Here is a 26033-nt window from a genome sequence, read left to right on the forward strand (position 1 = left end):
AGTTAACATTGGAATTGAACACAATGGATAAGATTAAAGTTGGACTGCAATACTGGATTCCACAACACGGCTTAACCCGATTAGTAGGAAAACTTGCCTCAGCGAAAGCGGGCGGTCTAACCACGGCGATCATCCGCTGGTTTATCAAACAATACAAAGTGAACATGGATGAAGCGCTTCATTCAGATCCAAAGCACTTTAAAACCTTCAATGAGTTTTTTGTACGTGAGCTAAAAGAAGGCGCGCGCCCTATTACTGAAGGTGAATCAGTCATTACGCACCCTGCTGATGCCTGCGTAAGCCAATTTGGCCCAATTACTGATGGCAAGCTAATTCAAGCAAAAGGCCACGATTTTACAGCCCAAGAACTACTGGGCGGTGATGCTGAGCTAGCAGCAGAATTTACCGATGGTGAATTTGCGACGCTTTATCTATCACCAAGTGACTACCACCGCGTACACATGCCATGTGATGGTGTATTACGTCAGATGATTTATGTACCTGGCGATCTGTTCTCAGTAAACCCGCTAACAGCAGAAAATGTACCGAACCTATTTGCACGTAACGAGCGCGTAGTATGTATCTTTGATACTGAGTTTGGCCCGATGGCACAAGTGTTGGTTGGTGCAACCATTGTAGGCAGCATCGAACTTATCTGGGCAGGAACCGTCACACCACCGCGTGGCAACACAGTTTACCGTTGGGACTACCCAGCAGAGGGTGACAAAGCGATTCTTCTAAAGAAAGGCGAAGAGATGGGCCGCTTTAAATTAGGCTCAACCGTTATCAACTTGTTTGCTAAAGATAAAATCCGTTTTGATGATTCTATGCAACACAATCAGCCAACGGTGATGGGCACCCCTTACGCTCACCAAGTAGACGCTGAATAGTATGCTTAAAAATCCCCGAATTATTCGGGGATTTTTTTGACCAAAGACAAATCATCTGCAACATTTTTAACCACTTTTTCAAAACTATAACCTTAGTCTAAGACCCTAATTTGGTTATCTTTTACTCTACACCTTTGTCGTATCTGAAAGCACAAGTGTGAGGGTATAATTGCCTATGACCAAGATTCATCCCGGCATGATAATTAAACTACTGGTCTGCTTTGGGCTTCCGATTGGTGTGCTATTTATGCCCATCGATTTGATCCCGATAGATGACCTGACATTAATCCAACATCGATTACTCGCCATTTTTTTACTCGCAGCCCTTTTGTGGGTGTTGGAACCTGTCCCTGTTTTTGCCACCTCAATACTGATCATCGCGCTTGAGCTGATCATGATCTCGGATAAAGGCTTACATCTATTTCGTAATCCACCAGCAGGTCATGATCTTGGGGAGCTGATGATCTACACCGATATATTCAGTGCCTTTTCTTCTCCGATCATCATCCTTTTTATGGGTGGGTTCGCGCTCGCGATTGCTGCGTCAAAATATGAACTCGACAATAACCTTGCGCGGGTGTTACTCAAACCTTTTGGCACTCAACCCAAGTTCATCATGCTTGGGCTCATGCTGATTACCGCCGTGTTCTCGATGTTTATGTCCAATACGGCGACCACGGTAATGATGCTTGCACTACTTGGGCCCATTGTAGCCTCTGCACCGAAAGGGGATATTGGTATTAAAGCGCTGGTACTCTGTATTCCTATCGCGGCAAATACAGGGGGTATCGCTACGCCAATTGGTACTCCGCCTAACGCTATTGCCTTGCAATATCTGACCGGCGAAAACGCCATCGACTTTCTTTCTTGGATGATGATGGGTCTGCCTTTTGTCATCATCCAATTAACCATCGCGTGGTTTTTGCTACAGAAACTGTTCCCTTCTCAACAAGACAAAATGGTGTTGAAGCTCGATGGTCAGTTCCAAAAAAACTGGCGTGCGATTGTGGTCTACATTACTTTTGCTGTCACCATCTTGCTGTGGATGACCACTAAAGTGCATGGTATGAACACTTACGTGGTATCCATCATTCCACTGGCAGTATTCACCTTAACGGGCATCATGGGTAAAGCGGAACTTAAGCAGATAAACTGGGATGTTTTGTGGCTTGTAGCCGGTGGTATCGCGATTGGTATTGGTCTAGATAAAACGGGCTTAGCGGAAGCGTTAGCTCATGCAATTGATTACGAGTCCCTCTCTCCTGCCGCAGTAATCGTCACTCTTTCTATTGTTTGTTGGTTAATGGCGAACTTCATGTCGAATACCGCTACTGCCAACCTACTTATGCCGATCGCCGCCGCAATTGGCGTTTCAATGCAGAGTTTAGAAAGCGTCGGTGGACTACAAGGGCTGCTCGTAGTCGTCGCCTTCTCCGCCTCACTCGGTATGATTTTACCAGTATCAACACCACCCAATTCACTGGCTTATTCAACAGGGCTAGTAGAAAGCAAAGACATGGCCAAAACAGGTGTGATCATTGGCGTGATTGGCTTATTGATCGTCTACCTTGCTGCATGGCTCTTCACCTAACCCCCACAATCCCGCCATTCCATTCAGTTGAATGGAATGGCGACTCAGTTACCACTGGTTACATTTTGGCTAAAGATCACGCTTTTGATAAATAGCTTTATATAAAATAGGCTTTTTTGCGACCGATTTCGGGAATGATCGAGCAGTTCAAGTTATTGCATACGTTTTTTATATAGCATCGTGCTACAAAAAAGGCGACTTACAAATCAAACATTTACACTCAATCAGCCTTCAATAATAACAATGACAATCGATACTCTTACCATTGTCTCTTTTACGGGGTAACACAATGAGACGTACCATTAAACTTAAGATTCAAATAGCCATTGCAATCATCATTGCCATAGTTAGTGGCGTTCAAGCCTATATTTCAATTAGCCAGTTAAAGCAAGAAACCTCTTCGGCTATTCATAGCGAAATGTCTAACGTCAGTGTAGCGACAACTCGCTATATCAGTGATTGGTTAGCGATTCGCAGTAACATGATGTTGGCGAACGAAAAAACCATCCTCGATTCTGAAGATCATGAACGTGAAATGCTCATTACCAAACGAGCAGGTAACTTCCTCTCTGTTTATGCCGGGTTTGAAGATGGCACCATCTCTTACGGCGATAAAACCGAAGATTGGCCAGCAGATTACGATCCTCGTACTCGCCCTTGGTATCAAGATGCGAAATCGTCAAACGGTTTAGTACTGACCGAACCTTATCAAGATTTTGATGGCAGTATTGTTGTCAGCTTCGCGAAAGCATTTAGTGGCGCACGTAACGGCGTGTTAGCCGCAGATTTAACCGTGACTAATATCATCGATGAAGTATTAAACGTCAGCCTAGACAACGATGGCTTTGCCTTCCTGATTGATGGCAACAACAACATTGTGGCTTATCAAGATGAAAGCCTTACGCAAAAGGCGATTACCGAACTCAACCCTTCGTTAACCAATGATAAAGTTGCTCAGCTGATTGATAACTCTGCGCTTTCTACTATTGGTTGGCCAAACCAAGGCGACAAGCTCATTTACATGGATCGCGTGCCTAACACTCAATGGTCACTTGGTATTGTTGTCGATGAAGGCATGGCGTTCGCTTCTGTTTCTGAGCAGGTTCGCTTTACCACGATAGCGTCGCTAATTCTTTATGTGATCATCGCTTCAATCAGTACCTACGTCATTACTAAGCTGCTTGCACCATTACAAGTACTTTCAAGCGCACTAAAAGAGCTATCCCAAGGTGAAGGTGACTTAACCCAGCGTATTAAGATTGAACGCATGGATGAGATTGGAGAACTGGCTGAGCACGTTAACCACTTCTTAGAACAGATGCAGCAAATGATTAAGAGCATCATTAGCCGCAGTGACAATCTGGCGAACTTGGCCGATCAAGCTAACCAATTGTCGCAGCAATCGAATCAGCAAGTCGAAAACCAACAAAACGATGTTAACCAGATTGCGACGGCTATCCATGAGATGTCAGCAACTGCCGCAGAAGTTGCAAACCATGCCGAGCTGACTGCAAGTGCATCACAGAGCTCTTCAACCGCATGTGAAGCTGGCCAACAAGTGATTCAGAAAAACCGTGAAGCGATCGTTGATCTTGCTGAGCAAGTCACCGCAGCAGCAGGGGTGATTTCTGAACTAGAAAACAACACGCAAAGCATCAATCAGATTCTATCGACTATCCAAGAGATCGCTGAGCAAACCAACTTGCTTGCACTGAATGCGGCGATTGAAGCAGCGCGTGCTGGTGACCAAGGCCGCGGCTTTGCCGTTGTTGCTGATGAAGTTCGCGTATTGAGCCAACGTACTCACGGTTCAACTGAAGAAATTCGCACTATGATTGAAACCTTGCAAAGTAATACCAAGCAAGCGGTGACAAGCATGCAAAGCAGTACTTCTTTGGCTGATACCAGCGTCGATTATGCACAACAAGCATTTGAAAGCTTGAGTGAAATCACTGCCGCAATTAGCCAAATCAACGACATGGCACTGCAAATCGCAAGTGCAGCAGAAGAGCAGCGTGCCGTCAGTGAAGACATCAGCCGTAACACCCAAGGCATTAAAGATGCCTCTGATGTGCTATCGCAACAAGCGGTTTCAAGCAGTGAAAGTGCAACCGACATGTACCACTCAGCACAAGAGATGAGCCAAGCGGTCGGCCGCTTTAAAGTCTGATCTATCTATCCAATCTAAATTAAGGCATATTGTCAGCCTCGCCCATGTAACACCCCGTTACATGGGCATCCCAAACATGGATGAGTCAATTAATGGGATACGAATGGCTGGCACTTGCTGCTGCATTTCTTTGGGCTATCGCCAGTTTACTTTCGGTCGCCCCCGCTCAACATTTAGGTACTTTTTCCTATAGCCGCTGGCGTATGGGATGCACTAGCCTAATTCTCGCTTCTATGGCTTGGTATACCGGAGGCTGGGACAGCGTCACTGTGTCCGCTTTATCTGCCATGCTACTCTCTGGCCTAATTGGTATCTTTATTGGTGATACTGCACTGTTCGCGTGCCTTAACCGCATGGGGCCAAGACAAGCTGGTCTACTCTTTTCATGCCATGCGGTGTTTTCTGCGGTATTAGGCTATTTCCTTTTCACTGAACGTATGACGCAGTGGGAGTTCGTTGGCGCGAGTTTAGTCTTCGTCGGTGTGGTTACCGCAATATTTTTTGGTCGTAGAGGCCAAGATAGTAACCAACTTGAAACCATCAAAGGCAAAGTAAGTATTGGTGTAGGGCTTGGGCTATTAGCCGCACTATGCCAAGCTTTAGGCGGGATTATTGCTAAGCCCGTGATGCAAACAGATATTGATCCAGTCGCCGCCTCCGCTCTGCGAATGATGACTGCGTTTAGCGCTCATTGTCTCTTTTTCTTTACCGGATCTAAGCTTGCGCGATCGCACAACCCAATGACAATCAGAATATTTGCGATTACCGCACTGAATGGTTTTCTTGCGATGGCCGTTGGGATGACACTGATCTTGTACGCTTTACAAGAAGGCGATGTGGGTATGGTCGCATTACTTTCGTCCACTACCCCTATTATGCTTTTGCCTATACTTTGGATTTACACCAAACGTCGACCGAATCGCTACGCGTGGTTAGGGGCGATTTTAGCCGTATGTGGCACAGGAATATTGGTCCAGTAGATGATAAATTACGCAAATTGCTATCAATTCAATCGGTAATTTCATCTTTACATTCTTACTTTTTGGGTGAGAATAATACCCATTATCAATGCAGTCTTGCGGTACATGAGGCTGCGAGCTGAAAGATAGCTACGCGAAATCACAAACAATATTTGATCTTAACCTACAGTTTTGGTTAAAAAGTGTAGTAAAATTACGCTAGTTTTGTTTCAAGGCGATTGGGTAAATATGCCCAATACCAAAAAGTTACTTAAATTTGACGAGGTTTTATCTATGTCTGCTAAGAAGCCATTGGCTCTAGTAATTCTTGACGGTTACGGACACCGTGAAGATACAGCAAATAACGCGGTTGCAAATGCGGAAACTCCAAACTTGGATAAGCTATTTAGCAACAACCCAAACACTCTAATCGCAGCTTCAGGCATGGACGTAGGTCTACCTGATGGTCAAATGGGTAACTCTGAAGTTGGTCACACTAACATCGGTGCAGGTCGCGTTGTATACCAAGACCTTACTCGCATCACTAAGTCTATTGCTGACGGCGAGTTCGGAGAAACAGCGGCACTAGTTGAAGCTATCGACTCTGCTGTTAAAGCAGGTAAAGCTGTTCACCTAATGGGCCTAATGTCTCCAGGCGGTGTTCACTCTCACGAAGACCACATCTACGCAGCAGTTGAAATGGCAGCGGCACGTGGCGCAGAGAAAATCTACCTACACTGTTTCCTAGATGGTCGTGACACGCCACCACGTAGCGCTGAAAACTCACTAAAACGCTTCGATGAGCTATTCGCTAAACTAGGTAAAGGCCGTATCGCCTCTCTAGTAGGTCGTTACTACGCTATGGACCGTGACAACAACTGGGACCGCGTTCAAGTTGCTTACGACCTAATCACTCAAGCAAAAGCTGAATTCACTTTCGATTCAGCCGTTGCTGGCCTTGAAGCCGCTTACTCTCGTGACGAAAACGATGAGTTTGTTAAAGCAACAGCAATCAAAACAGCTGACCAAGAAGACGCTATCGTTGAAGACGGCGACGCAGTTATCTTCATGAACTACCGTGCTGACCGCGCACGTCAAATCACTCGTACTTTCGTACCTGCATTTGACGGCTTCGAGCGCGCAGTATTCCCTGCAATCAACTTCGTTATGCTAACGCAATACGCAGCGGATATTCCTCTAGCAATCGCATTCCCACCAGCTTCTCTAGAAAACACTTACGGTGAGTGGTTATCTAAACAAGGTAAAACTCAGCTCCGTATCTCTGAAACAGAGAAATACGCGCACGTAACCTTCTTCTTCAACGGCGGTGTTGAGAGTGAGTTTGAAGGTGAAGATCGCCAAATCGTTGCTTCTCCAAAAGTGGCAACCTACGACCTACAGCCAGAAATGAGCTCTCCAGAGCTAACAGACAAACTGGTTGAAGCGATCAAGTCAGGTAAGTACGACACTATTATCTGTAACTACCCTAACCCAGATATGGTTGGTCACACTGGCGTTTACGAAGCAGCGAAGAAAGCAATTGAAGCTATCGACGAGTGCATGGGCCGTGTTATCGAAGCGATCAACGAAGTTGATGGTCAACTACTGGTAACAGCTGACCACGGTAACGCAGAGATGATGGTTGACCCTGAAACTGGCGGCATCCACACAGCTCACACTAACCTACCTGTACCTCTAGCGTACGTAGGTAGCAAACAAGTTGAGTTTGTTGAAGGCGGTAAACTGTCAGACCTAGCACCAACTATGCTAAGCCTTGCTGGTCTAGAAATCCCAGCTGAAATGTCTGGTCAAGTTATCGTTAAGTAACTTTATCGTTCAGCTTAAAACGCCCGAGCAATGCTTGGGCGTTTTTGTATCCATGCATTTCATCTATATGGGTTATTAATAGGAATCCTGCGACAAGTTTTGACTTTGTCCTTTCTCCCTTAGAAATTCTTTATGTATACTGACACCCAATCAACCAGTTAGGACAGAACGGTCGAATGACGCTAAGAGCAAATCCTCTACTTATACGCAAACTTGTACAGCCACTTGCGCTCATCATTTGCCTTGCTGCATTCTCTCCTACTCCCGTTCATGCGACTTCTAACAACGAGCTTAAAGGGGTATCCAGTGAGATATCTCGCCAGAAACAAGCGCTAAACTCGCAGAAAAACAAACTCGATCAACTGCAAAAGTCACTTAAAAACCAAGAGCTATCTATCAACCAGCTTGAGCGCGACATTAAGCAGACCAAAGCCTCGCTGAAAAAAACCGATGCCAACATTAAAGCCTTAACCAAAAAGATTGATTCGTTAGAGCAAGATAAAGCCAAACAAAGCGATAAGCTTGAACAGTTATTGCAAACCTACTATGTGACCCAACGAGCGAAGTCTTCGGCCAATATCCTTAATCAAGGGGTTGAAGAAGACCGCATGAGTCAATACTTCCAACATTTGGCTAAACAGCGCGCCGCAACTATCGCTGAACTGGAAAAAACCGTTTCAGAATTAGAACAAAGTGAACAACAGCTCACTTTGGAACAACAGCAAATCAAAAAGCTGCTGACTCAACAGACCAATAAACGCAACCAACTAAGCAAGACCCAGTCTCAGCGTAAAGGAACGGTCAGTAAAATTAAGAAGAGTATCTCTAGTGACAAGGTCTATTTATCTGAACTGCAGCGCAATGAGGCTCGTCTGAAAGCAGAGATAGCCAAAGCCGCAAAACGTAATGCAGTACCGATGGATGGTCTAAGCCGCCAAAAAGGTAAACTGCCGTGGCCAATTAAAGGACGCGTCTTACACAATTATGGCACCAGCCAAACCGGGCAAATTAACTGGAAAGGTATGGTCATTAAAGCGAATTATGGCCAATCGGTAAAAGCGGTGTATTCCGGAACTGTGGTGTTTGCTGATTACTTACGTGGCTACGGGTTGGTGGTACTGCTTGATCACGGTAAAGGCGATATGACGTTATATGGCTTTAACCAAAGCTTGCTTAAGAAGGAAGGCGACAAGGTTATCGCCGGAGAATCGATAGCATTAGCAGGTGATACTGGAGGCCAAGATCAAGCTTCGCTCTACTTCGAAATTCGCCGCAACAGTAAGACTCAAAACCCGAAACGATGGCTCAAGTAGGCTTACTGCTTAAGCCATCATCGATAATACGCTTCTACTTTTTGAATCAACGCATCTACTTGCTGCGCAGGTAAGCGGTTAATCCCACCAGCCGCCGCTCGCCCTCCGCCCGTTTCAAACTGAGCACAGATATCCCCTGCTCCCTGTTTATTCTCAAGTGGGGCTCGTAAAGAAACCATAAAAGTACCATCACGATTTTCAGTCAGTACGGCATGAGCTCGACTTGGCGTTTGGTTCGCAAGCTCATTGCCCAACACACCTGATATCCGACGCGAAGCCGCGCTATCTATCAATTGGTATAAAGCAAATTGCTCGGTTTGATGAGTTGGCTCAGTCGATAGAGCGCTGTTCATATCCGCTTGATACGCTAACTTCAGATGATTAAACGGCGACGCTTGATCAGCTATCACAGCAAAAGGATCATCATAGGCTAAAAGCTTTTTAAACAATTCCGCAGGATGAAAATGTAAATCTTCGAGTTGACTGCCATAGCCGTTGTAGTTGATCAAAGTACCTAGCTGTTTCAACTGTTCACTTTGCTCCCGCGTTAATCCAGCCTCTAGCGCTAATTTGTCTGCCTTTGCGATCAAATTATCCCCATAAGCTGCCGCGATGGCCCAATAATGAAAGCGGCTATTAAGCAGTTGATCAATGATCAGTGCGGTGCAAGTGTTGGCGTCCAAATCAATATGCGCGTCTAACTTGTCATGCTGAGGAATATCATCCGCTTTATGGTGATCCGCATAAAAAACCGCAGCACCGACACCTAAAGCCTTATCCAATGCTTCACGATTCCGGTTCATCGAAATATCCAGCACAGTTAAAGAGTCATCAGCGGTAATCGTAAGGGATTGAAGCAATTGAATATCACGCTTAACCCCGGTGATAAGGGTGGTGGACTTAGGGAAAGCTAATCGAAGTTGAAGCAGAGCGATAATACCATCGGCATCACCGTTAAAAACATCATAATGCATACTATTACTTTAATCCCTTCGCCATTTGTGTGATACAGATAAAGTAACCTGTTGTTATCAAACAAACAAAGAGCGAAAGGTTATAAACCCTTGCCAACCATTATATTGGTCAGCAAAGGTCCGTTAGCTAGGCGTGCATGGCTTTAACGCCATCTTCTAGTAGTTGAAGCTGCTCAGCACCCATGGCCGTCGCACGCGGCTTCACTACGGCTATCATTTGTAGCATGCCTTGATGGATGACTTCTTCAGTAATATGCGTTTTTGGCGACATTGCCGATTGGTAGCCCAACCAGCTAGTGGCAATGAGATGTAACGTGCTTACTAATGGCTTCATTTCCGCCTTAGTCACGTTTAACAAGCCAAGACTTATGAAAGAAGCCATAATATTAACTAAGTTGGTTTGCAGCTTTTCTTGAACGCTGATGTAGTCCTCATGCAGCTTTTCATCGCGCTGCAAAATCTCCGGCAAATTAGCGTAAAAGAAGCGGTACTTCCACATCAACGTAAAAATAGAATTCAGGTAAAGCTTCAATAATACGAGGCTTTCTTGTTGGCCTTGAATTGGTGAGAAACGCTCGAGCAACTCATTGGAATAAAGCGCAAAGATCTCGCGCACAATCTCTTGCTTATTGGCAAAGTGGTAGTAAAGGTTACCAGGGCTTATATCAATATGTGCCGCGATATGATTGGTTGTGATGTTTCGCTCACCATGCTCGTTAAATAGCTCTAATGCGGCTAGGACAATTTTATCGCGTGTCTTCATTGTTTAATTGGTATCCCTTACTGTTTACTAACGAGTATAACGAGGCTCTGTTGACCTTTCGAACAAAATTTCCATAAAAGTTGTCTGATTGAGTCAAACTTTCATTGAAGTTATACAGTGTACCGGATAACAAAAAGCGCCTGGTCTTATCAGGCGCTTTGAGTTTTCTATGTCTTATTTGTGATACGGTTTCGACAAATCATGAACCGCTTCTACAAACACACCAGCATTTTCTGGCGGCACATCAAGATGAATACCATGGCCTAAGTTAAATACATGACCAGTTCCTTCATCTCCGTAACCTTCAAGAATAGTCGCCACTTCTTCACGAATACGTTCCGGTGACGCATAAAGCATGGATGGATCCATGTTGCCTTGTAATGCGACTTTGTCGCCAATACGTGCTTTCGCGTCGGCAATATTAATCGTCCAGTCTAGACCTACCGCATCACAGCCCGTTGCGGCGATTTGCTCTAGCCACATGCCGCCATTCTTAGTAAAGAGCGTCACAGGCACACGACGACCATCGTTTTCACGAATCAAGCCATCAACAATTTTGTGCATGTACTGTAGCGAGAATAGGTTGTAGTCTCGTGGCGTTAACACACCACCCCAAGTATCAAAGACCATGACAGATTGCGCACCAGCTTTAATTTGTGCATTGAGGTACTCAATCACGCTGTCTGCCAGCTTATCAAGTAGAAGGTGCAACGTTTGTGGCTCTGCATACATCATCTTTTTGATCTTGGTGAATGCTTTTGAGCTACCACCTTCAACCATGTAAGTCGCTAGTGTCCACGGGCTACCAGAGAAACCGATCAGCGGTACATCACCGTTAAGATCTTTGCGGATCTGACGCACAGCGTTCATCACATACTGCAATTCACCTTCTGGATCAGGGATACCGATCTTTTCTACGTCAGCTTTACAAGTGATCGGCTTATCAAATACAGGGCCTTCACCCGTTTCAAAACGTAGACCTAGTCCCATCGCATCAGGAATAGTCAGGATGTCAGAAAATAAAATCGCAGCATCTAGAGGGAAGCGACGTAATGGTTGAAGTGTCACTTCAGAAGCAAGCTCAGCGTTACGGCACAATGACATGAAGTCACCCGCTTCAGCACGAGTTGCTTTGTATTCAGGTAAGTATCGGCCAGCTTGGCGCATCATCCATACTGGGGTGTAATCTACTGGTTGCTTTAACAGCGCACGCAGATAACGATCATTTTTAAGTTCGGTCATTATGCTTTTCCAATCGTTAGGCCTTATTTTTGAGGCGTTATTCTAACACTGTTTCAGTCGCAAAATCCGGGTGCTTTGCAACCCAGATCAAGTTATCAACTTTTTATTAAATAGTTAGTTTGCGCCTATCTTCTAACAGTGTTACAAATTCATCGCTAGCGAAAACTACAATTATAAACTGAACACTCAGTGTTCAGCATCTCATAACGACATCTTACTTACCCCCTCCCTCTCGGAGGGTTTTTTTTGCCGTTTATTCAATAAATTTAGTCGCTTATTCTGATACCGTAAGATCAATTAATGATCGTGCAATCGTGCCTTTTGGCGCGACAGGTGGCAGTTGATCAAATGCAAACCACTGCGCATCGGTCAACTCGCGATAATCAGGCATCAACTCACCACTGGCATATTCAGCGGTGAAAGCCATCATCATGCTAGATGGAAATGCCCAAGGTTGACTGCCAAAATATTCAACATTTTTCACCTCTATACCCGTTTCTTCTTTGACTTCTCGGGCAACACACTGCTCTAGTGTTTCACCGACTTCCAAAAAACCAGCAATCACTGTGTACATACCGTTGCGATGACGAGGGTGTTGAGCCAGTAGGATTTCACCTTGCTTGCGCACGGCGACGATAATACAAGGAAAGATGCGAGGATAATGCAAAGTACGGCACTCACCGCATTGCATAGCCAATTGATTATGGTTCAAATGATTACGGCCACCACATTGCGGGCAGAAGCGTATCGTCTGCGTCATGTGGCCATACTGGATGGCTTTGCTCATTAATAGGAATAATGACTCTGGATACTCTAGACAGTCCCTGAGAGAACCCATAGAAAGCGTCTGTTCGACTTGTTCATCATTCAGCCACATCACTGGCTTGTCTTGATAGTATCCCACACAGATTGCTTGCTGCTCGGGTAAACCAAAAACCTCGGCTGAGCCAAATGGCAAAGCGCCATTCTCTAGCCAAATGTCACTTCCTGACACAACACACCAATAAGCATCCTGCGTACGGATTATGTCACCTTTCTTTAACATTACCACCCCTCATTGCTTGCAGTTCATCCATTTTACTGGCAATCTAATTTCATACCAGAGTTTGTAGAAGAACGAGTAATAAACTACAAATTCTTGTAAGGACAATAGGTTGTTTATCTATATTCGCTTTGCTAAACAAAGTTTAATGATCACATGTACGTGATCCGATCATGAGGGCATGGTCATGCTAAATAAATTCAAACAGACACAGCAACAATGGGGTGGCTCGAGTGAAGTCATCGATCATTGGTTAGAAACCAGACAGAAGTTGATTGTTGAATATTGCCAGCTTGCCGCACTTCAACCCGCAACTCAAAAAGCCACTCTTTCTTCGCTTCCAACGCCACTTGAACTTCAAAATTTCTGCCAACAACTTGTCGACTACATCTCTGAAGGCCATTTCAAGATTTACGATATGGTGATGGATCAATGGCGCGCTACAGGCTTTGAAGCGACAGACGACATCAATAGCACTTACGCTAAAATCGTTCTCACTACCGACCCATTACTCAATTTTACTGACAAATATGCAGCGGTCGACAAAGACGACACCTTAGATGACTTCGATAATGACTTATCTGCGATTGGTGAAATCATTGAAGTTCGATTTGAAGTAGAAGATCACCTCATTCAGCTTATAGCAGATAGCTTAGCCGTACCTCCTGGTGCATAAGTAAGCTTTCATTGCTGATGTATATAAAAAGGTTGGTACTGTGGTGCCAGCCTTTTTGCGTTTTAACGCTGCTAAAAATATCAGTAGAGATATGAATTCTTTGCACTCCCCTATTTTATCGGCAACAAAAAAGGCACCCTATGGTGCCTTTTATCATTTTAAGCTATTGCTCTTTACGATTACTCGTCAGAAGAGAAGCCTGCATTAAGCAGTGCTGCAAGGTTGTCTGTCGCTTGTTCAGCTGATGGACCTTCTTGCTCTTCAACACGCTTAGCTTGACGATCTTGGTGGTAAGCGAAACCTGTACCCGCTGGAATTAGACGACCAACGATTACGTTTTCTTTCAGACCACGTAGCTCATCACGCTTACCAGAAACCGCAGCTTCTGTTAGTACGCGAGTTGTCTCTTGGAACGATGCCGCAGAGATGAACGACTCAGTTGCTAGAGACGCTTTAGTGATACCTAGTAGCTCACGCTCGAAACGTGCAGGCTCTTTGCCTTCAGCTACAAGTTCACGGTTAGCAATCTTAACTTGTGAGTATTCTACTTGCTCACCTGGTAGGAACTCAGAGTCACCAGCGTGAGTAATAGTACACTTACGTAGCATTTGACGAACGATAGTCTCGATGTGCTTATCGTTAATCTTAACGCCTTGCAGACGGTATACTTCTTGAACTTCGTTCGCGATGTATTGTGTCACAGCGTGGATGCCACGTAGACGTAGGATGTCATGCGGAGACTCTGGGCCATCTGCAATAACGTCACCACGTTCGATACGCTCACCTTCAAACACGTTCAGCTGACGATGCTTAGGAATCATTTCTTCGTAAGTTTCGTTGCCTTCGCGAGTGATCACTAGACGACGCTTACCTTTCGTTTCTTTACCGAAGCTCACAGTACCTGTGTGCTCAGCAAGGATCGCAGGCTCTTTCGGCTTACGAGCTTCGAATAGGTCAGCTACGCGTGGTAGACCACCGGTGATATCTTTGTTACCGCCAGATTTCTGAGGGATACGAGATAGAGTATCACCCACGCCTACTTCTGCGCCGTCTTCGATGTTAACGATCGCCTTACCAGGTAGGAAGTAGTGAGCTGGCATTTCAGTACCAGGGATCATTACGTCGTTACCTTGTTCATCAACAAGTTTGATAGCTGGACGCATATCTTTACCTGCAGATGGACGAGCCGCAGCATCTGTAACTTCTGAAGAAGATAGACCTGTTAGATCATCAGTTTGACGAGAAACAGTCACACCATCAATCATATCTACGAACTGGATACGACCAGCTACTTCAGTGATGATTGGCATTGTGTGCGCTTCCCAGTTCGCTACTGTTTCACCAGCAGTTACTGCGTCGCTATCGCCTTTGCTTAGCATCGAACCGTAAGGAAGTTTGTGCTTCTCTTTCGTACGACCGAACTCATCAATGATAGTAAGTTCAGATGCACGAGAAGTGATTACTAGCTTGCCATCTTTGTTCGTTACAAACTTAGCGTTGTGTAGCTTAACTGTACCCGTTGTCTTAGCTTGGATGCTGTTCTCTGCTGCTGCAGTAGATGCCGCACCACCGATGTGGAACGTACGCATCGTTAGCTGTGTACCCGGCTCACCGATAGACTGAGCAGCGATAACGCCCACTGCTTCACCTTGGTTCACTAGGTGACCACGTGCTAGGTCACGACCGTAACACTGTGCACAACAACCGAAGTCTGAATCACAAGTAACTACTGAGCGCACTTTCATGCTGTCTACAGAGTTCTCTTCCATGATCTGACACCACTTCTCATCGATTAGAGTGTTACGTGGGATCAGAACATCTTCAGTACCTGGCTTAAGAACGTCTTCAGCAACTACACGACCTAGAGCAAGCTCAGCTAGAGGAACTTTAACATCACCACCCTCGATGTGAGGCATCATGTCAACACCCTCATGAGTGCCACAGTCATGTTCAGTTACTACAACGTCTTGTGCTACGTCTACTAGACGACGAGTTAGGTAACCCGAGTTCGCTGTCTTAAGTGCTGTATCCGCTAGACCCTTACGAGCACCGTGGGTAGAGATAAAGTACTGTAGTACGTTTAGACCTTCTTTAAAGTTCGCAGTGATCGGCGTTTCGATGATCGAACCATCTGGACGAGCCATCAGACCACGCATACCAGCTAGCTGACGAATCTGAGCTGCAGAACCACGAGCGCCCGAGTCAGCCATCATGTAGATGCTGTTGAATGACTCTTGTTGCTCTTCTTCACCGTCACGGTTGATAACCGTTTCAGAAGATAGGTTCTCCATCATCGCTTTCGCTACGCGATCGTTGGTCGATGCCCAAATATCGATCACTTTGTTGTAGCGTTCGCCCGCTGTTACAAGACCAGATTGGTACTGCTCTTGGATTTCGCGTACTTCTTCTTCCGCTTCAGCGATTTCAGTGTATTTCGCAGGTGGAACAACCATGTCGTTGATACCTACAGATACACCAGAAAGTGCCGCGTAAGCGAAACCTGTGTACATGATTTGGTCAGCGAAGATTACTGTGTCTTTAAGACCTAGCTTACGGTACGCCTCGTTTAGAAGGTTAGAGATCTGCTTCTTACCAAGTTTTTGGTTAACGATGCTGAACGGTAGGCCTTCAGGAACGATTTGCCATAGCATTGCACGACCGATAGTTGTATCAACCATCTTAGTCTCAGTAGTGCTGTTGCCATCTTCGTCTTTAACTGTTTCAGTAATACGTACTTTAACGCGTGCGTGTAGTTCAGCGCTCTTAGTGCGGTATGCCTTCTCAGCCTCTTCTGGGCCAGCAAGGTACATGCCTTCACCTTTCACGTTGATCTTGTCACGTGTCATGTAGTACAGACCCAATACAACGTCCTGAGAAGGTACGATGATCGGATCACCTGACGCTGGCGACAGAATGTTGTTTGTCGACATCATCAGAGTACGAGCTTCAAGCTGTGCCTCTAGAGTTAGAGGTACGTGAACCGCCATTTGGTCACCATCGAAGTCCGCGTTGTACGCCGCACACACAAGTGGGTGTAGCTGAATCGCTTTACCTTCGATTAGTACTGGTTCGAACGCCTGGATACCTAGACGGTGAAGTGTAGGTGCACGGTTCAATAGTACTGGGTGTTCGCGGATAACTTCGTCTAGGATATCCCAAACAACAGCTTCTTCGCGCTCTACCATCTTCTTAGCAGCTTTGATTGTAGTCGCAAGACCACGAGTCTCTAGCTTGCTGTAGATAAATGGTTTGAATAGCTCAAGTGCCATCTTCTTAGGAAGACCACACTGGTGCAGACGTAGGTATGGACCAACTGTGATTACAGAACGGCCAGAGTAGTCTACACGTTTACCTAGAAGGTTCTGACGGAAACGACCTTGTTTACCCTTGATCATATCAGCAAGAGATTTCAGAGGACGCTTGTTTGAACCTGTGATCGCACGACCACGACGACCGTTATCTAGTAGCGCATCAACAGACTCTTGCAGCATACGTTTTTCGTTACGTACGATGATGTCCGGAGCAGCTAGCTCTAGAAGACGCTTCAAACGGTTGTTACGGTTGATCACACGACGGTATAGGTCGTTCAGATCAGAAGTGGCAAAACGACCGCCATCTAGTGGAACTAGAGGACGTAGATCTGGCGGTAGTACTGGAAGTACAGTTAGGATCATCCACTCTGGGTTGTTACCAGATTGAACGAACGCTTCAACCAGCTTAAGACGCTTAGTGATCTTCTTACGCTTAGTCTCTGAGTTGGTAGAGCCAAGCTCTTCACGCATCTCTTCGATTTCAGCAGGTAGATCCATAGTACCAAGCAGATCTTTGATCGCTTCAGCACCCATCTTAGCGGTGAATTCATCACCCCACTCTTCTAGACGATCCAGATACTCTTCTTCAGTAAGCATCTGTTTCTTCTCTAGATCAGTCATACCCGGTTCTGTTACTACGTACATTTCGAAGTAAAGAACACGTTCGATATCACGTAGAGGGATATCCATTAGTAGACCGATACGAGACGGTAGTGATTTTAGGAACCAGATGTGAGCTACTGGTGATGCAAGCTCGATGTGGCCCATGCGGTCACGACGAACTTTAGTTTGTGTAACTTCAACGCCACACTTCTCACAGATAACACCACGGTGTTTCAGGCGCTTGTATTTGCCACAAAGACATTCGTAGTCTTTTACTGGACCAAAGATACGCGCACAGAACAGACCATCACGCTCAGGTTTGAACGTACGGTAGTTGATCGTTTCAGGTTTTTTAACTTCACCGAAAGACCATGAACGGATCATGTCTGGTGAAGATAGACCGATTTTGATTGCATCAAATTCTTCGGTCTTATGCTGCGCTTTTAGAAAGTTTAATAAGTCTTTCACAATCAGCTCCTGTAAGGAGTTAAAAGGGGCTCACCCGCAAAAGTGAGCACCTTCAACCAAATAATCAGCTTTCTCTATAAGAAAAAGGGATTACTCTTCGTCTTCTAGCTCGATGTTGATACCTAGCGAGCGAATCTCTTTCAACAGTACGTTGAACGATTCTGGCATACCAGGTTCCATGCTGTGGTTTCCGTCTACGATGTTCTTGTACATCTTAGTACGGCCGTTAACGTCATCCGACTTAACAGTTAGCATTTCTTGAAGCGTGTAAGCAGCACCGTATGCTTCTAGTGCCCATACTTCCATCTCACCGAAACGCTGACCACCGAACTGAGCTTTACCACCTAGTGGTTGCTGAGTTACTAGGCTGTACGAACCAGTTGAACGAGCGTGCATCTTGTCATCAACAAGGTGGTTCAGTTTCAGCATGTACATGTAACCTACAGTTACAGGACGCTCAAACGCATCACCTGTGCGACCATCAAATAGCGTTAGCTGACCAGACGTTGGTAGGTCTGCTAGCTCAAGAAGCGCTTTGATTGATGATTCAGGAGCACCGTCAAATACTGGAGTCGCAATTGGTAGACCGCCACGTAGGTTCTTGATCAGTGTACGAACTTCATCATCCGTTAGTGCTGCAACATCTACTTTCTGACGAGTGTCGCCTAGAGAGTAAACTTTCTGCAGGAAGTCACGGAATTTCGCAAGCTCTTGCTGCTCTTTCACCATCTGGTTGATCTTGTCACCGATACCTTTCGCTGCCAGACCTAAGTGTACTTCTAGGATCTGACCGATGTTCATACGCGATGGTACACCCAGTGGGTTAAGTACGATGTCTACAGGCTGACCTTTCTCATCGTATGGCATGTCTTCAACAGGGTTGATCTTAGAGATTACACCCTTGTTACCGTGACGACCGGCCATCTTATCACCAGGTTGGATGCGACGTTTAACCGCTAGGTAAACCTTAACGATCTTCAGTACGCCCGGTGCTAGATCATCACCTTGTGTGATCTTGCGACGCTTAGTTTCGAACTTCTTATCGAAGTCAGCTTTAAGCTCGTCGTACTGCTCAGCAAGTTGCTCTAGCTGAGTTTGTAGTGCGTCGTCTTCTAGCGTTAGCTCTAGCCACTTCTTACGATCAGTAGTGTCTAGTTTCGCTTCAGAGTAACCACCTTCGATTAGTACAGCGCGAACACGGTTTAGAAGGCCACCCTCAAGAATCTGGAATTCTTCAGTTAGGTCTTTCTTCGCTTCTTTTAGCTGCATCTGTTCAATTTCAAGTGCACGTTTGTCTTTTTCAACACCGTCACGAGTAAATACTTGAACGTCGATGATAGTACCTGAAACAGAGTTAGGTACGCGTAGAGACGTATCTTTAACGTCTGATGCTTTTTCACCGAAGATAGCACGTAGTAGCTTCTCTTCAGGAGTTAGCTGAGTTTCACCTTTAGGCGTTACTTTACCTACAAGGATGTCACCGCCTTTCACTTCTGCACCAATGTAAACGATACCTGACTCATCTAGTTTAGATAGAGCAGACTCACCTACGTTTGGAATATCAGCTGTGATCTCTTCAGCACCAAGCTTGGTATCACGCGCCACACAAGAAAGCTCTTGAATGTGGATAGTCGTGAAGCGGTCTTCTTGAACTACGCGCTCAGATACTAAGATCGAGTCTTCGAAGTTGTAACCGTTCCAAGGCATGAACGCGATACGCATGTTCTGACCAAGCGCTAGCTCACCAAGGTCTGTTGAAGGACCATCAGCAAGAACGTCGCCACGTGCTACTGGTTCACCCGGCATCACACATGGACGCTGGTTGATACACGTGTTTTGGTTCGAACGAGTGTATTTAGTTAGGTTGTAGATATCGATACCTGCTTCACCAGGGATCAACTCTTCTTCGTTCACTTTAACAACGATACGAGAAGCATCTACAGACTGGACTGTACCACCACGTTTAGCTACTGCTGTAACACCAGAGTCAACTGCGATGTTACGCTCGATACCAGTACCAACTAGAGGCTTGTCAGCCTTAAGTGTTGGAACGGCCTGACGTTGCATGTTCGCACCCATCAATGCACGGTTCGCATCATCGTGTTCTAGGAACGGGATAAGCGATGCAGCGATAGATACTACTTGGTTTGTTGCAACGTCCATGTAGTTAACATGTTCGCGTGGGTGAAGACCAGATTCACCTTTCTGACGAGCTGTGATTAGCTCTTCAGCAAATGTGCCTTCTTCAGTCAGAACCGTGTTCGCCTGAGCGATAACGTATTGACCTTCTTCGATCGCAGATAGGTAATCTACTTCGTCTGTTACTACGCCATCTACTACACGACGGTATGGAGTCTCAAGGAAACCGTACTCGTTACAACGTGCAAATGCAGATAGTGAGTTGATCAGACCGATGTTTGGACCTTCAGGCGTTTCGATTGGACATAGACGACCGTAGTGAGTTACGTGTACGTCACGTACTTCGAAGCCTGCGCGTTCACGAGTTAGACCACCTGGACCCAATGCAGAGATACGACGCTTGTGCGTCACTTCTGATAGAGGGTTGTTTTGGTCCATGAACTGTGAAAGCTGTGAAGAGCCAAAGAATTCTTTAACCGCTGCTGAAATAGGCTTAGCGTTGATTAGGTCTTGAGGCATGATTGCATCAAGGTCACCAAGGCTTAGGCGCTCTTTCACTGCACGTTCAACACGTACAAGACCAACGCGGAATTGGTTTTCAGCCATTTCACCAACAGAACGGATACGACGGTTACCTAGGTGGTCGATATCGTCCACTTCACCGATGCCGTTACGGATAGCGATAAGCTTCTTCATCACTTCGATGATATCTAGCTCATCTAGTGTGCCTTGCTCTTGTGCATCTTCACGACCGATTGAGCTGTTGAACTTCATACGGCCAACAGTTGATAGATCGTAACGCTCTTCAGAGAAGAATAGGCTTTCGAATAGAGCTTCCGCAGCTTCTTTCGTTGGTGGCTCGCCAGGACGCATCATGCGGTAGATTTCTACCAGTGCAGAAATACGATCAACAGTGCTGTCGATGCGTACAGTTTCTGACATGAATGGGCCGTGGTCTAGATCGTTAGTGAATAACGTCTGTAGAGCTTTATGACCTGCTTGAGAAAGGTTCGCTAGAGCTTCCAAGCTAATTTCTTGGTTAGCGCCAACGATGATCTCGCCAGTGTCTTCATTGATGTAATCTTTCGATGCAACTTTACCAACGATGTACTCTACTGGTACTTCGATGTGCTCAACGCCATCTTTTTCAAGTTGACGAATATGACGCGCAGTTACACGACGACCAGTCTCAACGTAAGTCTTGCCATTTGCTTCGATGTCGAATGACGCAGTTTCACCACGTAGACGATCAGGAACAAGCTCCATAAGTAGAGTTTGATCTTTCACTTCGAAGTTCACTTTCTCGAAGAACAGATCCAAGATCTCTTCAGTCGATTTACCTAGTGCACGAAGGATGATTGAAGCAGGTAGCTTACGACGACGGTCGATACGTACGTACAGGTTGTCCTTAGGATCGAACTCAAAGTCTAACCATGAGCCACGGTAAGGAATGATACGTGCGTTGTATAGAACTTTACCTGATGAGTGGGTCTTACCTTTATCGCTGTCGAAGAAAACGCCAGGGCTTCTGTGCAGCTGGGATACGATAACCCTCTCGGTACCATTAATTACGAAGGTACCATTGTCTGTCATAAGCGGAATTTCGCCCATGTAGACTTCTTGTTCTTTGATGTCTTTAACGGTGCCTGCTGGCGCGTCTTTATCAAAAATAACTAGACGTAGTTTTACGCGTAGTGGTTTTGAGTACGTTACGCCACGGATTTGACATTCTTTAACATCAAATACTGGCTCACCAAGACGGTAGCTAACGTATTGCAGCTCAGAGTTGCCGTTGTAGCTCTGGATAGGGAATACAGAACGGAAAGCAGCCTCTAGACCGTACTGCCCTTCAGGATCCTGTTCGATAAATTTTTCGAACGAATCGAGCTGGATCGATAGCAGGTATGGAATGTCCAAAACTTGTGGACGAGTACCAAAGTCCTTACGGATGCGCTTTTTCTCGGTATAAGAGTAAACCATGGGGTTCCTCAGCTCGCTGATAAGTGACCCAAACTGTCCGACTTCGCCATGTGAGATGGGGGGACAGTGACTAACGACTGTTTAAGGTGGTGACATTAAATTCGTCAGAACTTAATGATTTTTGCTCGGGTAGTGGTGCTTAAACAGCGGGAAAATTCACCAAGACCCTACAGCGCAAAAAGGCCGGTGGTCATAAAACCACCAGCCATTAGCCGTTCGGCTAAGAAATTAAGTAATAATTACTTAACTTCAACAGAAGCGCCTGCTTCTTCTAGTTGAGCTTTAAGAGCTTCAGCTTCTTCTTTCTCAACGCCTTCTTTTAGAGGTGCAGGTGCGCCGTCTACAAGAGCTTTAGCTTCTTTAAGACCTAGGCCAGTTGCGCCACGTACTGCTTTGATTACAGCAACTTTGTTACCGCCAGCAGCAGTTAGGATTACGTCGAATTCAGTTTGCTCAGCAGCAGCTTCGCCTGCAGCAGCGCCGCCAGCTACAACAGCAGCAGCAGCAGAAACACCGAATTTCTCTTCCATTGCTTCGATTAGTTCAACAACTTGCATTACAGACATTTCTGCAACTGCGTCTAGGATTTGCTCGTTAGTAATAGACATAACAATTCTCTTTTAAGTCAACAATAAGTTTATTTTGCAACAAGTAAAAAGCAAGGCTTACGCCGCAGCTTCTTCTTTTTGATCGCGGATAGCAGCGAAAGTACGTACCAGCTTGCCAGCAGAAGCTTCTTTCATGCACATCATTAGGCGTGCGATTGCTTCGTCGTAAGTTGGTAGAGTCGCTAGTACGTCAGCATCAGTAACTGCGCCTTCGAATGCAGCAGCTTTGATCTCGAATTTGTCGTTCTCTTTAGCGAAGTCTTTGAAAAGACGCGCTGCAGCACCTGGGTGCTCGTTAGAGAAAGCGATTAGAGTAGGACCAGTGAAAGTGTCAGTTAGACACTCGTAGTCTGTACCTTCAACCGCACGACGCGCTAGAGTGTTACGAACAACACGCATGTAAACACCAGCTTCACGAGCCTGTTTACGTAGTGATGTCATCGCGCCCACTTCAACGCCACGAGAGTCAGCAATTACTGCAGAAAGTGCACCACTGGCTGCTTCGTTGACTTCAGCAACAATTGCTTTTTTGTCTTGAAGGTTTAAAGCCATCTTGGATTTACTCCTGGTTGTAGTTACACCACTCACTATTATCACAACAGTGAGAGTTATTGAGGTGCTTCCCAGAAGAAAGGTAACTATAAAATATAGAGCTTTCTGTCAGTTCGGGCACCATCTACGTAGGATTATTAAGTTATCGTTTGATAAACAAACTCAAACACCTACGGTCTTGGACGGAGACTGGGTCATAGTTCATAGAACCAAAGTTCAGCCCCAACCACAAATATTAGGCGCAAAATTATACGAGAACTTTGCGCCTAAGTAAATAAGTGTGTCGTAAAATTAATTACGCAACTGTGTTCAGGCTAGCCTGATCAACAGCAACACCAGCACCCATAGTAGTAGAGATGCTTACTTTCTTCAGGAAAGTACCTTTCGCTGAAGATGGCTTAGCTTTCTTCAGAGCAACTAGAAGTGCTTCTAGGTTCTCTTTGATCTGCTCAGCAGAGAAGTTTGCTTTACCGATAGTAGTGTGGATGATGCCGTTTTTGTCGTTACGGTAACGAACCTGACCAGCTTTAGCGTTCTTAACTGCTTCAGCAACGTTAGGAGTTACAGTACCAACTTTAGGGTTTGGCATTAGACCGCGAGGACCTAGGATAGTACCTAGTTGACCTACAACGCGCATTGCATCTGGAGAAGCAACAACTACGTCGAAGTTCATTTCGCCTTTCTTAACTTGCTCAGCAAGATCTTCCATACCTACGATGTCTGCGCCAGCTTCTTTAGCTGCTTCAGCGTTTGCACCTTGAGTGAACACTGCAACGCGGATTTCGCGGCCAGTACCGTGAGGTAGTACAGTTGCACCACGTACGTTCTGGTCAGATTTACGAGCATCAATGCCTAGGTTAACTGCAACGTCAACAGACTCAACAAATTTAGCAGTCGCTAGTTCTTGAAGAAGAGCAACAGCTTCGTTGATTTCGTATTCTTTAGTTACGTCAACTTTTTCGCGGATTACGCGCATGCGCTTAGTTAGTTTAGCCATCTTATTAACCCTCTACCACTAGGCCCATTGAACGAGCAGTACCAGCGATAGAACGCTTCATTGCTTCGATGTCAGCACCAGTCATATCAGCAGCTTTAGTTTCTGCGATTTCTTGGATTTGAGCGTCAGTTACAGTACCAACTTTTTCAGTGTTTGGACGACCTGAACCAGACTTAACGCCAGCAGCTTTCTTAAGAAGAACAGCAGCAGGTGGAGTCTTAGTGATGAACGTGAAAGAACGGTCGTTGTAAACAGTGATAACAACTGGAGTAGGTAGACCTTTTTCGATAGATTCTGTTTTCGCGTTGAACGCTTTACAGAATTCCATGATGTTAACACCGTGTTGACCTAGTGCAGGACCAACTGGTGGACTTGGGTTCGCCATACCAGCAGCAACTTGTAGCTTGATGTAAGCTTCAACTTTCTTAGCCATGATAATTCCTAAATTTTGGGTAGTAGCGCTAATCGACTGATCAGCTCCCCGTTGATTAAAATCTTTTTACTTCGGAAGAAGTAAAAAGGCGCGAAATTATAGTCATAATTCGCGCCTTGTACAACCCTAAAAAGGTGATTTTTTATACTCTTTAACTAAGAGTCTTAGTCCAGTTTTTCAACCTGACCAAATTCAAGCTCAACTGGTGTTGCACGACCAAAGATCGATACAGACACCTTCATGCGGCTCTTCTCGTAATCCACTTCTTCAACGGTACCGTTAAAGTCAGCAAATGGGCCGTCAGTAACACGAACCACTTCACCCGCTTCGTACATAGTACGAGGACGAGGAGCTTCACTTGCTTTCTCAAGACGGTTAAGGATCGCATCTGCTTCTTTATCAGAGATAGGAGCAGGACGATCAGAGGTACCACCAATGAAGCCCATGACACGCGGAACACTGCGCACTAAGTGCCATGATTCATCGTTCATGATCATCTGAACTAGGACGTAACCAGGGAAGAACTTACGCTCAGACTTACGACGTTGCCCAGCGCGGATCTCCACTACTTCTTCAGTAGGGACTAGTACTTCACCGAATAGCTCTTCCATGCTGTGCATTTTGATATGCTCGCGAAGAGATTGAGCTACACGACCTTCAAATCCAGAGAAGGCTTGAACTACATACCAGCGTTTTTTTGGAGCTTCACTCATGAATAAAAACCCTCTATACCCCAGTCACTAGTGCGACAAGACGAACCATAATGCCGTCAATGCCCCAAAGTGCTAGAGCCATTACAATACTTACAGCTAAAACAATCAGTGTCGTTTGTAGAGTTTCTTGACGCGTTGGCCAAACCACTTTACGAACTTCCATGCGAGATTCTTTCGCAAAACTGATTGCTGCTTTACCTTTCGTAGTCGTAGCTGCAACACCAAGTGCCGCGGCAATGGCTACAACTACACCTGCAGCGCGAATCACTACAGACATTTCACCATACAGGTAATTACCCACAACAGCGGCAGCGGCTAGAGCAAAAGTGATAATCCACTTAAAAATGTCTGCGCCATTTGAGCTATCAGGAGTTTCAGCATTATTTGCTTTCATAAAACCAACCTGTCACAAGTCTTAATATAGACGACAACAACCCCGCTGTTGCAGGGCAAATCCATGAAACGGCAATTCTTACGAATCGACGTACTCTTTTTTATTAATCAGCGAACAAAAATCCACCAATTAATCCTGCTTCACATCTGCTTGGACAAGAAATCAGCAAACATTATGCTTAGCTAAGAAAAAGGGCATCAAATGATGCCCTTTTTGCTACTGGTTCGTCAAATCTTATTCAAAGATTTTACGAAGACTTCCGTTAATCCCTAAGAATTAAGCGAAGATCTTAGCAACAACACCAGCACCTACTGTACGGCCACCTTCACGGATCGCGAAACGAAGACCTTCGTCCATTGCGATTGGTGCGATTAGCTCTACAGTCATC

Annotated in this window: 19 protein-coding genes and 1 pseudogene; 7 read left to right on the forward strand and 13 right to left on the reverse strand. The window is 45.5% G+C overall.

Going from position 1 to position 26033, the window contains the following annotated elements; all coding sequences use genetic code 11:
- The first annotated feature begins 23 nt into the window (after window positions 1-23).
- The 6 genes from asd to OH461_RS19295 all read left to right on the forward strand — a co-directional run bounded on the left by asd (window position 24) and on the right by OH461_RS19295 (window position 8750).
- The gene (gene asd / locus OH461_RS19270) at window positions 24-890 is read left to right on the forward strand and encodes an archaetidylserine decarboxylase (RefSeq protein ID WP_270022162.1); all 867 of its coding nucleotides are present in this window, start codon (window positions 24-26) and stop codon (window positions 888-890) included.
- A 175-nt stretch (window positions 891-1065) separates the two neighbouring features.
- Window positions 1066-2481, forward strand: a complete 1416-nt coding sequence (locus OH461_RS19275) for an SLC13 family permease (protein WP_270022163.1) — start codon at window positions 1066-1068, stop codon at window positions 2479-2481.
- A gap of 289 nt (window positions 2482-2770) precedes the next feature.
- On the forward strand, window positions 2771-4651 hold the full coding sequence (locus OH461_RS19280; protein ID WP_270022164.1) for a methyl-accepting chemotaxis protein: 1881 nt from the start codon (window positions 2771-2773) through the stop codon (window positions 4649-4651).
- Between the two features lie 92 nt (window positions 4652-4743).
- A complete protein-coding gene (locus OH461_RS19285) occupies window positions 4744-5631 on the forward strand; it encodes a DMT family transporter (protein ID WP_270022165.1) in 888 nt (295 codons plus the stop codon).
- A 273-nt stretch (window positions 5632-5904) separates the two neighbouring features.
- Window positions 5905-7437, forward strand: coding sequence for a 2,3-bisphosphoglycerate-independent phosphoglycerate mutase (gpmM, locus tag OH461_RS19290; RefSeq protein ID WP_270022166.1), 1533 nt, complete (start codon window positions 5905-5907; stop codon window positions 7435-7437).
- A gap of 176 nt (window positions 7438-7613) precedes the next feature.
- Window positions 7614-8750 (forward strand): murein hydrolase activator EnvC family protein, encoded by a 1137-nt coding sequence (locus tag OH461_RS19295; protein WP_270022167.1) that lies wholly within the window; start codon window positions 7614-7616, stop codon window positions 8748-8750.
- 17 nt (window positions 8751-8767) lie between these two features.
- On the opposite strand, the gene OH461_RS19300 is transcribed toward OH461_RS19295, so the two are convergent.
- From OH461_RS19300 to nudC, 4 genes are all read right to left on the reverse strand, one after another.
- Window positions 8768-9724: a DHH family phosphoesterase gene (locus OH461_RS19300; protein ID WP_270022168.1), complete on the reverse strand. Its 957-nt coding sequence runs from the start codon at window positions 9722-9724 to the stop codon at window positions 8768-8770.
- A gap of 127 nt (window positions 9725-9851) precedes the next feature.
- The gene (locus tag OH461_RS19305) at window positions 9852-10487 is read right to left on the reverse strand and encodes a TetR/AcrR family transcriptional regulator (RefSeq protein WP_270022169.1); all 636 of its coding nucleotides are present in this window, start codon (window positions 10485-10487) and stop codon (window positions 9852-9854) included.
- 174 nt (window positions 10488-10661) lie between these two features.
- The gene (hemE, locus tag OH461_RS19310; protein ID WP_270022170.1) at window positions 10662-11729 is read right to left on the reverse strand and encodes a uroporphyrinogen decarboxylase; all 1068 of its coding nucleotides are present in this window, start codon (window positions 11727-11729) and stop codon (window positions 10662-10664) included.
- Window positions 11730-12003: 274 nt separating this feature from the next.
- Window positions 12004-12774, reverse strand: coding sequence for an NAD(+) diphosphatase (nudC, locus tag OH461_RS19315; protein WP_270022171.1), 771 nt, complete (start codon window positions 12772-12774; stop codon window positions 12004-12006).
- Window positions 12775-12952: 178 nt separating this feature from the next.
- On the opposite strand from nudC, the gene rsd reads away from it, so the two are divergent.
- On the forward strand, window positions 12953-13447 hold the full coding sequence (gene rsd / locus OH461_RS19320) for a sigma D regulator (RefSeq protein ID WP_270022172.1): 495 nt from the start codon (window positions 12953-12955) through the stop codon (window positions 13445-13447).
- 179 nt (window positions 13448-13626) lie between these two features.
- Here the strand turns inward: rsd and rpoC are convergent, their stop codons facing one another.
- The 9 genes and pseudogenes from rpoC to OH461_RS19365 form a co-directional block, all read right to left on the reverse strand.
- Window positions 13627-17829 carry a DNA-directed RNA polymerase subunit beta' gene (gene rpoC / locus OH461_RS19325; protein WP_270022173.1) on the reverse strand — a complete coding sequence of 1401 codons (4203 nt, stop codon included), beginning with the start codon at window positions 17827-17829 and terminating at the stop codon, window positions 13627-13629.
- Window positions 17830-17919: 90 nt separating this feature from the next.
- A complete protein-coding gene (gene rpoB, locus OH461_RS19330; RefSeq protein ID WP_270022174.1) occupies window positions 17920-21948 on the reverse strand; it encodes a DNA-directed RNA polymerase subunit beta in 4029 nt (1342 codons plus the stop codon).
- Between the two features lie 239 nt (window positions 21949-22187).
- Window positions 22188-22556, reverse strand: a complete 369-nt coding sequence (gene rplL / locus OH461_RS19335; RefSeq protein ID WP_270022175.1) for a 50S ribosomal protein L7/L12 — start codon at window positions 22554-22556, stop codon at window positions 22188-22190.
- A gap of 57 nt (window positions 22557-22613) precedes the next feature.
- Window positions 22614-23108, reverse strand: a complete 495-nt coding sequence (gene rplJ / locus OH461_RS19340) for a 50S ribosomal protein L10 (protein WP_270022176.1) — start codon at window positions 23106-23108, stop codon at window positions 22614-22616.
- A gap of 295 nt (window positions 23109-23403) precedes the next feature.
- Complete coding sequence (gene rplA / locus OH461_RS19345) at window positions 23404-24105, reverse strand: 50S ribosomal protein L1 (RefSeq protein WP_237319038.1); 702 nt, start codon at window positions 24103-24105, stop codon at window positions 23404-23406.
- A gap of 4 nt (window positions 24106-24109) precedes the next feature.
- Window positions 24110-24538, reverse strand: coding sequence for a 50S ribosomal protein L11 (gene rplK / locus OH461_RS19350; RefSeq protein WP_006957115.1), 429 nt, complete (start codon window positions 24536-24538; stop codon window positions 24110-24112).
- Window positions 24539-24702: 164 nt separating this feature from the next.
- Window positions 24703-25251 (reverse strand): transcription termination/antitermination protein NusG, encoded by a 549-nt coding sequence (gene nusG / locus OH461_RS19355; RefSeq protein WP_260261284.1) that lies wholly within the window; start codon window positions 25249-25251, stop codon window positions 24703-24705.
- A 13-nt stretch (window positions 25252-25264) separates the two neighbouring features.
- Entirely contained in the window at window positions 25265-25645 is a 381-nt protein-coding gene (gene secE / locus OH461_RS19360) for a preprotein translocase subunit SecE (protein ID WP_260261283.1), read from the reverse strand.
- Window positions 25646-25921: 276 nt separating this feature from the next.
- A pseudogene (locus tag OH461_RS19365) lies at window positions 25922-26033 on the reverse strand (elongation factor Tu); the annotation flags it as partial.

The sequence above is a fragment of the Vibrio sp. LaRot3 genome (assembly GCF_027587025.1).
Classification (GTDB): Bacteria; Pseudomonadota; Gammaproteobacteria; order Enterobacterales; family Vibrionaceae; genus Vibrio.

Excerpts from the sequence above, each read along its gene's own strand:
- rplJ (WP_270022176.1), bottom strand. The coding sequence starts at position 23,108 with ATGGCTTTAAACCTTCAAGACAAAAAAGCAATTGTTGCTGAAGTCAAC.
- rsd (WP_270022172.1), top strand. The coding sequence starts at position 12,953 with ATGGTCATGCTAAATAAATTCAAACAGACACAGCAACAATGGGGTGGC.
- hemE (WP_270022170.1), bottom strand. The coding sequence starts at position 11,729 with ATGACCGAACTTAAAAATGATCGTTATCTGCGTGCGCTGTTAAAGCAA.
- gpmM (WP_270022166.1), top strand. The coding sequence starts at position 5,905 with ATGTCTGCTAAGAAGCCATTGGCTCTAGTAATTCTTGACGGTTACGGA.
- OH461_RS19275 (WP_270022163.1), top strand. The coding sequence starts at position 1,066 with ATGACCAAGATTCATCCCGGCATGATAATTAAACTACTGGTCTGCTTT.
- rpoB (WP_270022174.1), bottom strand. The coding sequence starts at position 21,948 with ATGGTTTACTCTTATACCGAGAAAAAGCGCATCCGTAAGGACTTTGGT.
- OH461_RS19285 (WP_270022165.1), top strand. The coding sequence starts at position 4,744 with ATGGGATACGAATGGCTGGCACTTGCTGCTGCATTTCTTTGGGCTATC.
- secE (WP_260261283.1), bottom strand. The coding sequence starts at position 25,645 with ATGAAAGCAAATAATGCTGAAACTCCTGATAGCTCAAATGGCGCAGAC.
- nusG (WP_260261284.1), bottom strand. The coding sequence starts at position 25,251 with ATGAGTGAAGCTCCAAAAAAACGCTGGTATGTAGTTCAAGCCTTCTCT.
- rplA (WP_237319038.1), bottom strand. The coding sequence starts at position 24,105 with ATGGCTAAACTAACTAAGCGCATGCGCGTAATCCGCGAAAAAGTTGAC.
- OH461_RS19280 (WP_270022164.1), top strand. The coding sequence starts at position 2,771 with ATGAGACGTACCATTAAACTTAAGATTCAAATAGCCATTGCAATCATC.
- asd (WP_270022162.1), top strand. The coding sequence starts at position 24 with ATGGATAAGATTAAAGTTGGACTGCAATACTGGATTCCACAACACGGC.
- nudC (WP_270022171.1), bottom strand. The coding sequence starts at position 12,774 with ATGTTAAAGAAAGGTGACATAATCCGTACGCAGGATGCTTATTGGTGT.
- rplK (WP_006957115.1), bottom strand. The coding sequence starts at position 24,538 with ATGGCTAAGAAAGTTGAAGCTTACATCAAGCTACAAGTTGCTGCTGGT.
- OH461_RS19295 (WP_270022167.1), top strand. The coding sequence starts at position 7,614 with ATGACGCTAAGAGCAAATCCTCTACTTATACGCAAACTTGTACAGCCA.
- OH461_RS19305 (WP_270022169.1), bottom strand. The coding sequence starts at position 10,487 with ATGAAGACACGCGATAAAATTGTCCTAGCCGCATTAGAGCTATTTAAC.
- OH461_RS19300 (WP_270022168.1), bottom strand. The coding sequence starts at position 9,724 with ATGCATTATGATGTTTTTAACGGTGATGCCGATGGTATTATCGCTCTG.
- rplL (WP_270022175.1), bottom strand. The coding sequence starts at position 22,556 with ATGTCTATTACTAACGAGCAAATCCTAGACGCAGTTGCAGAAATGTCT.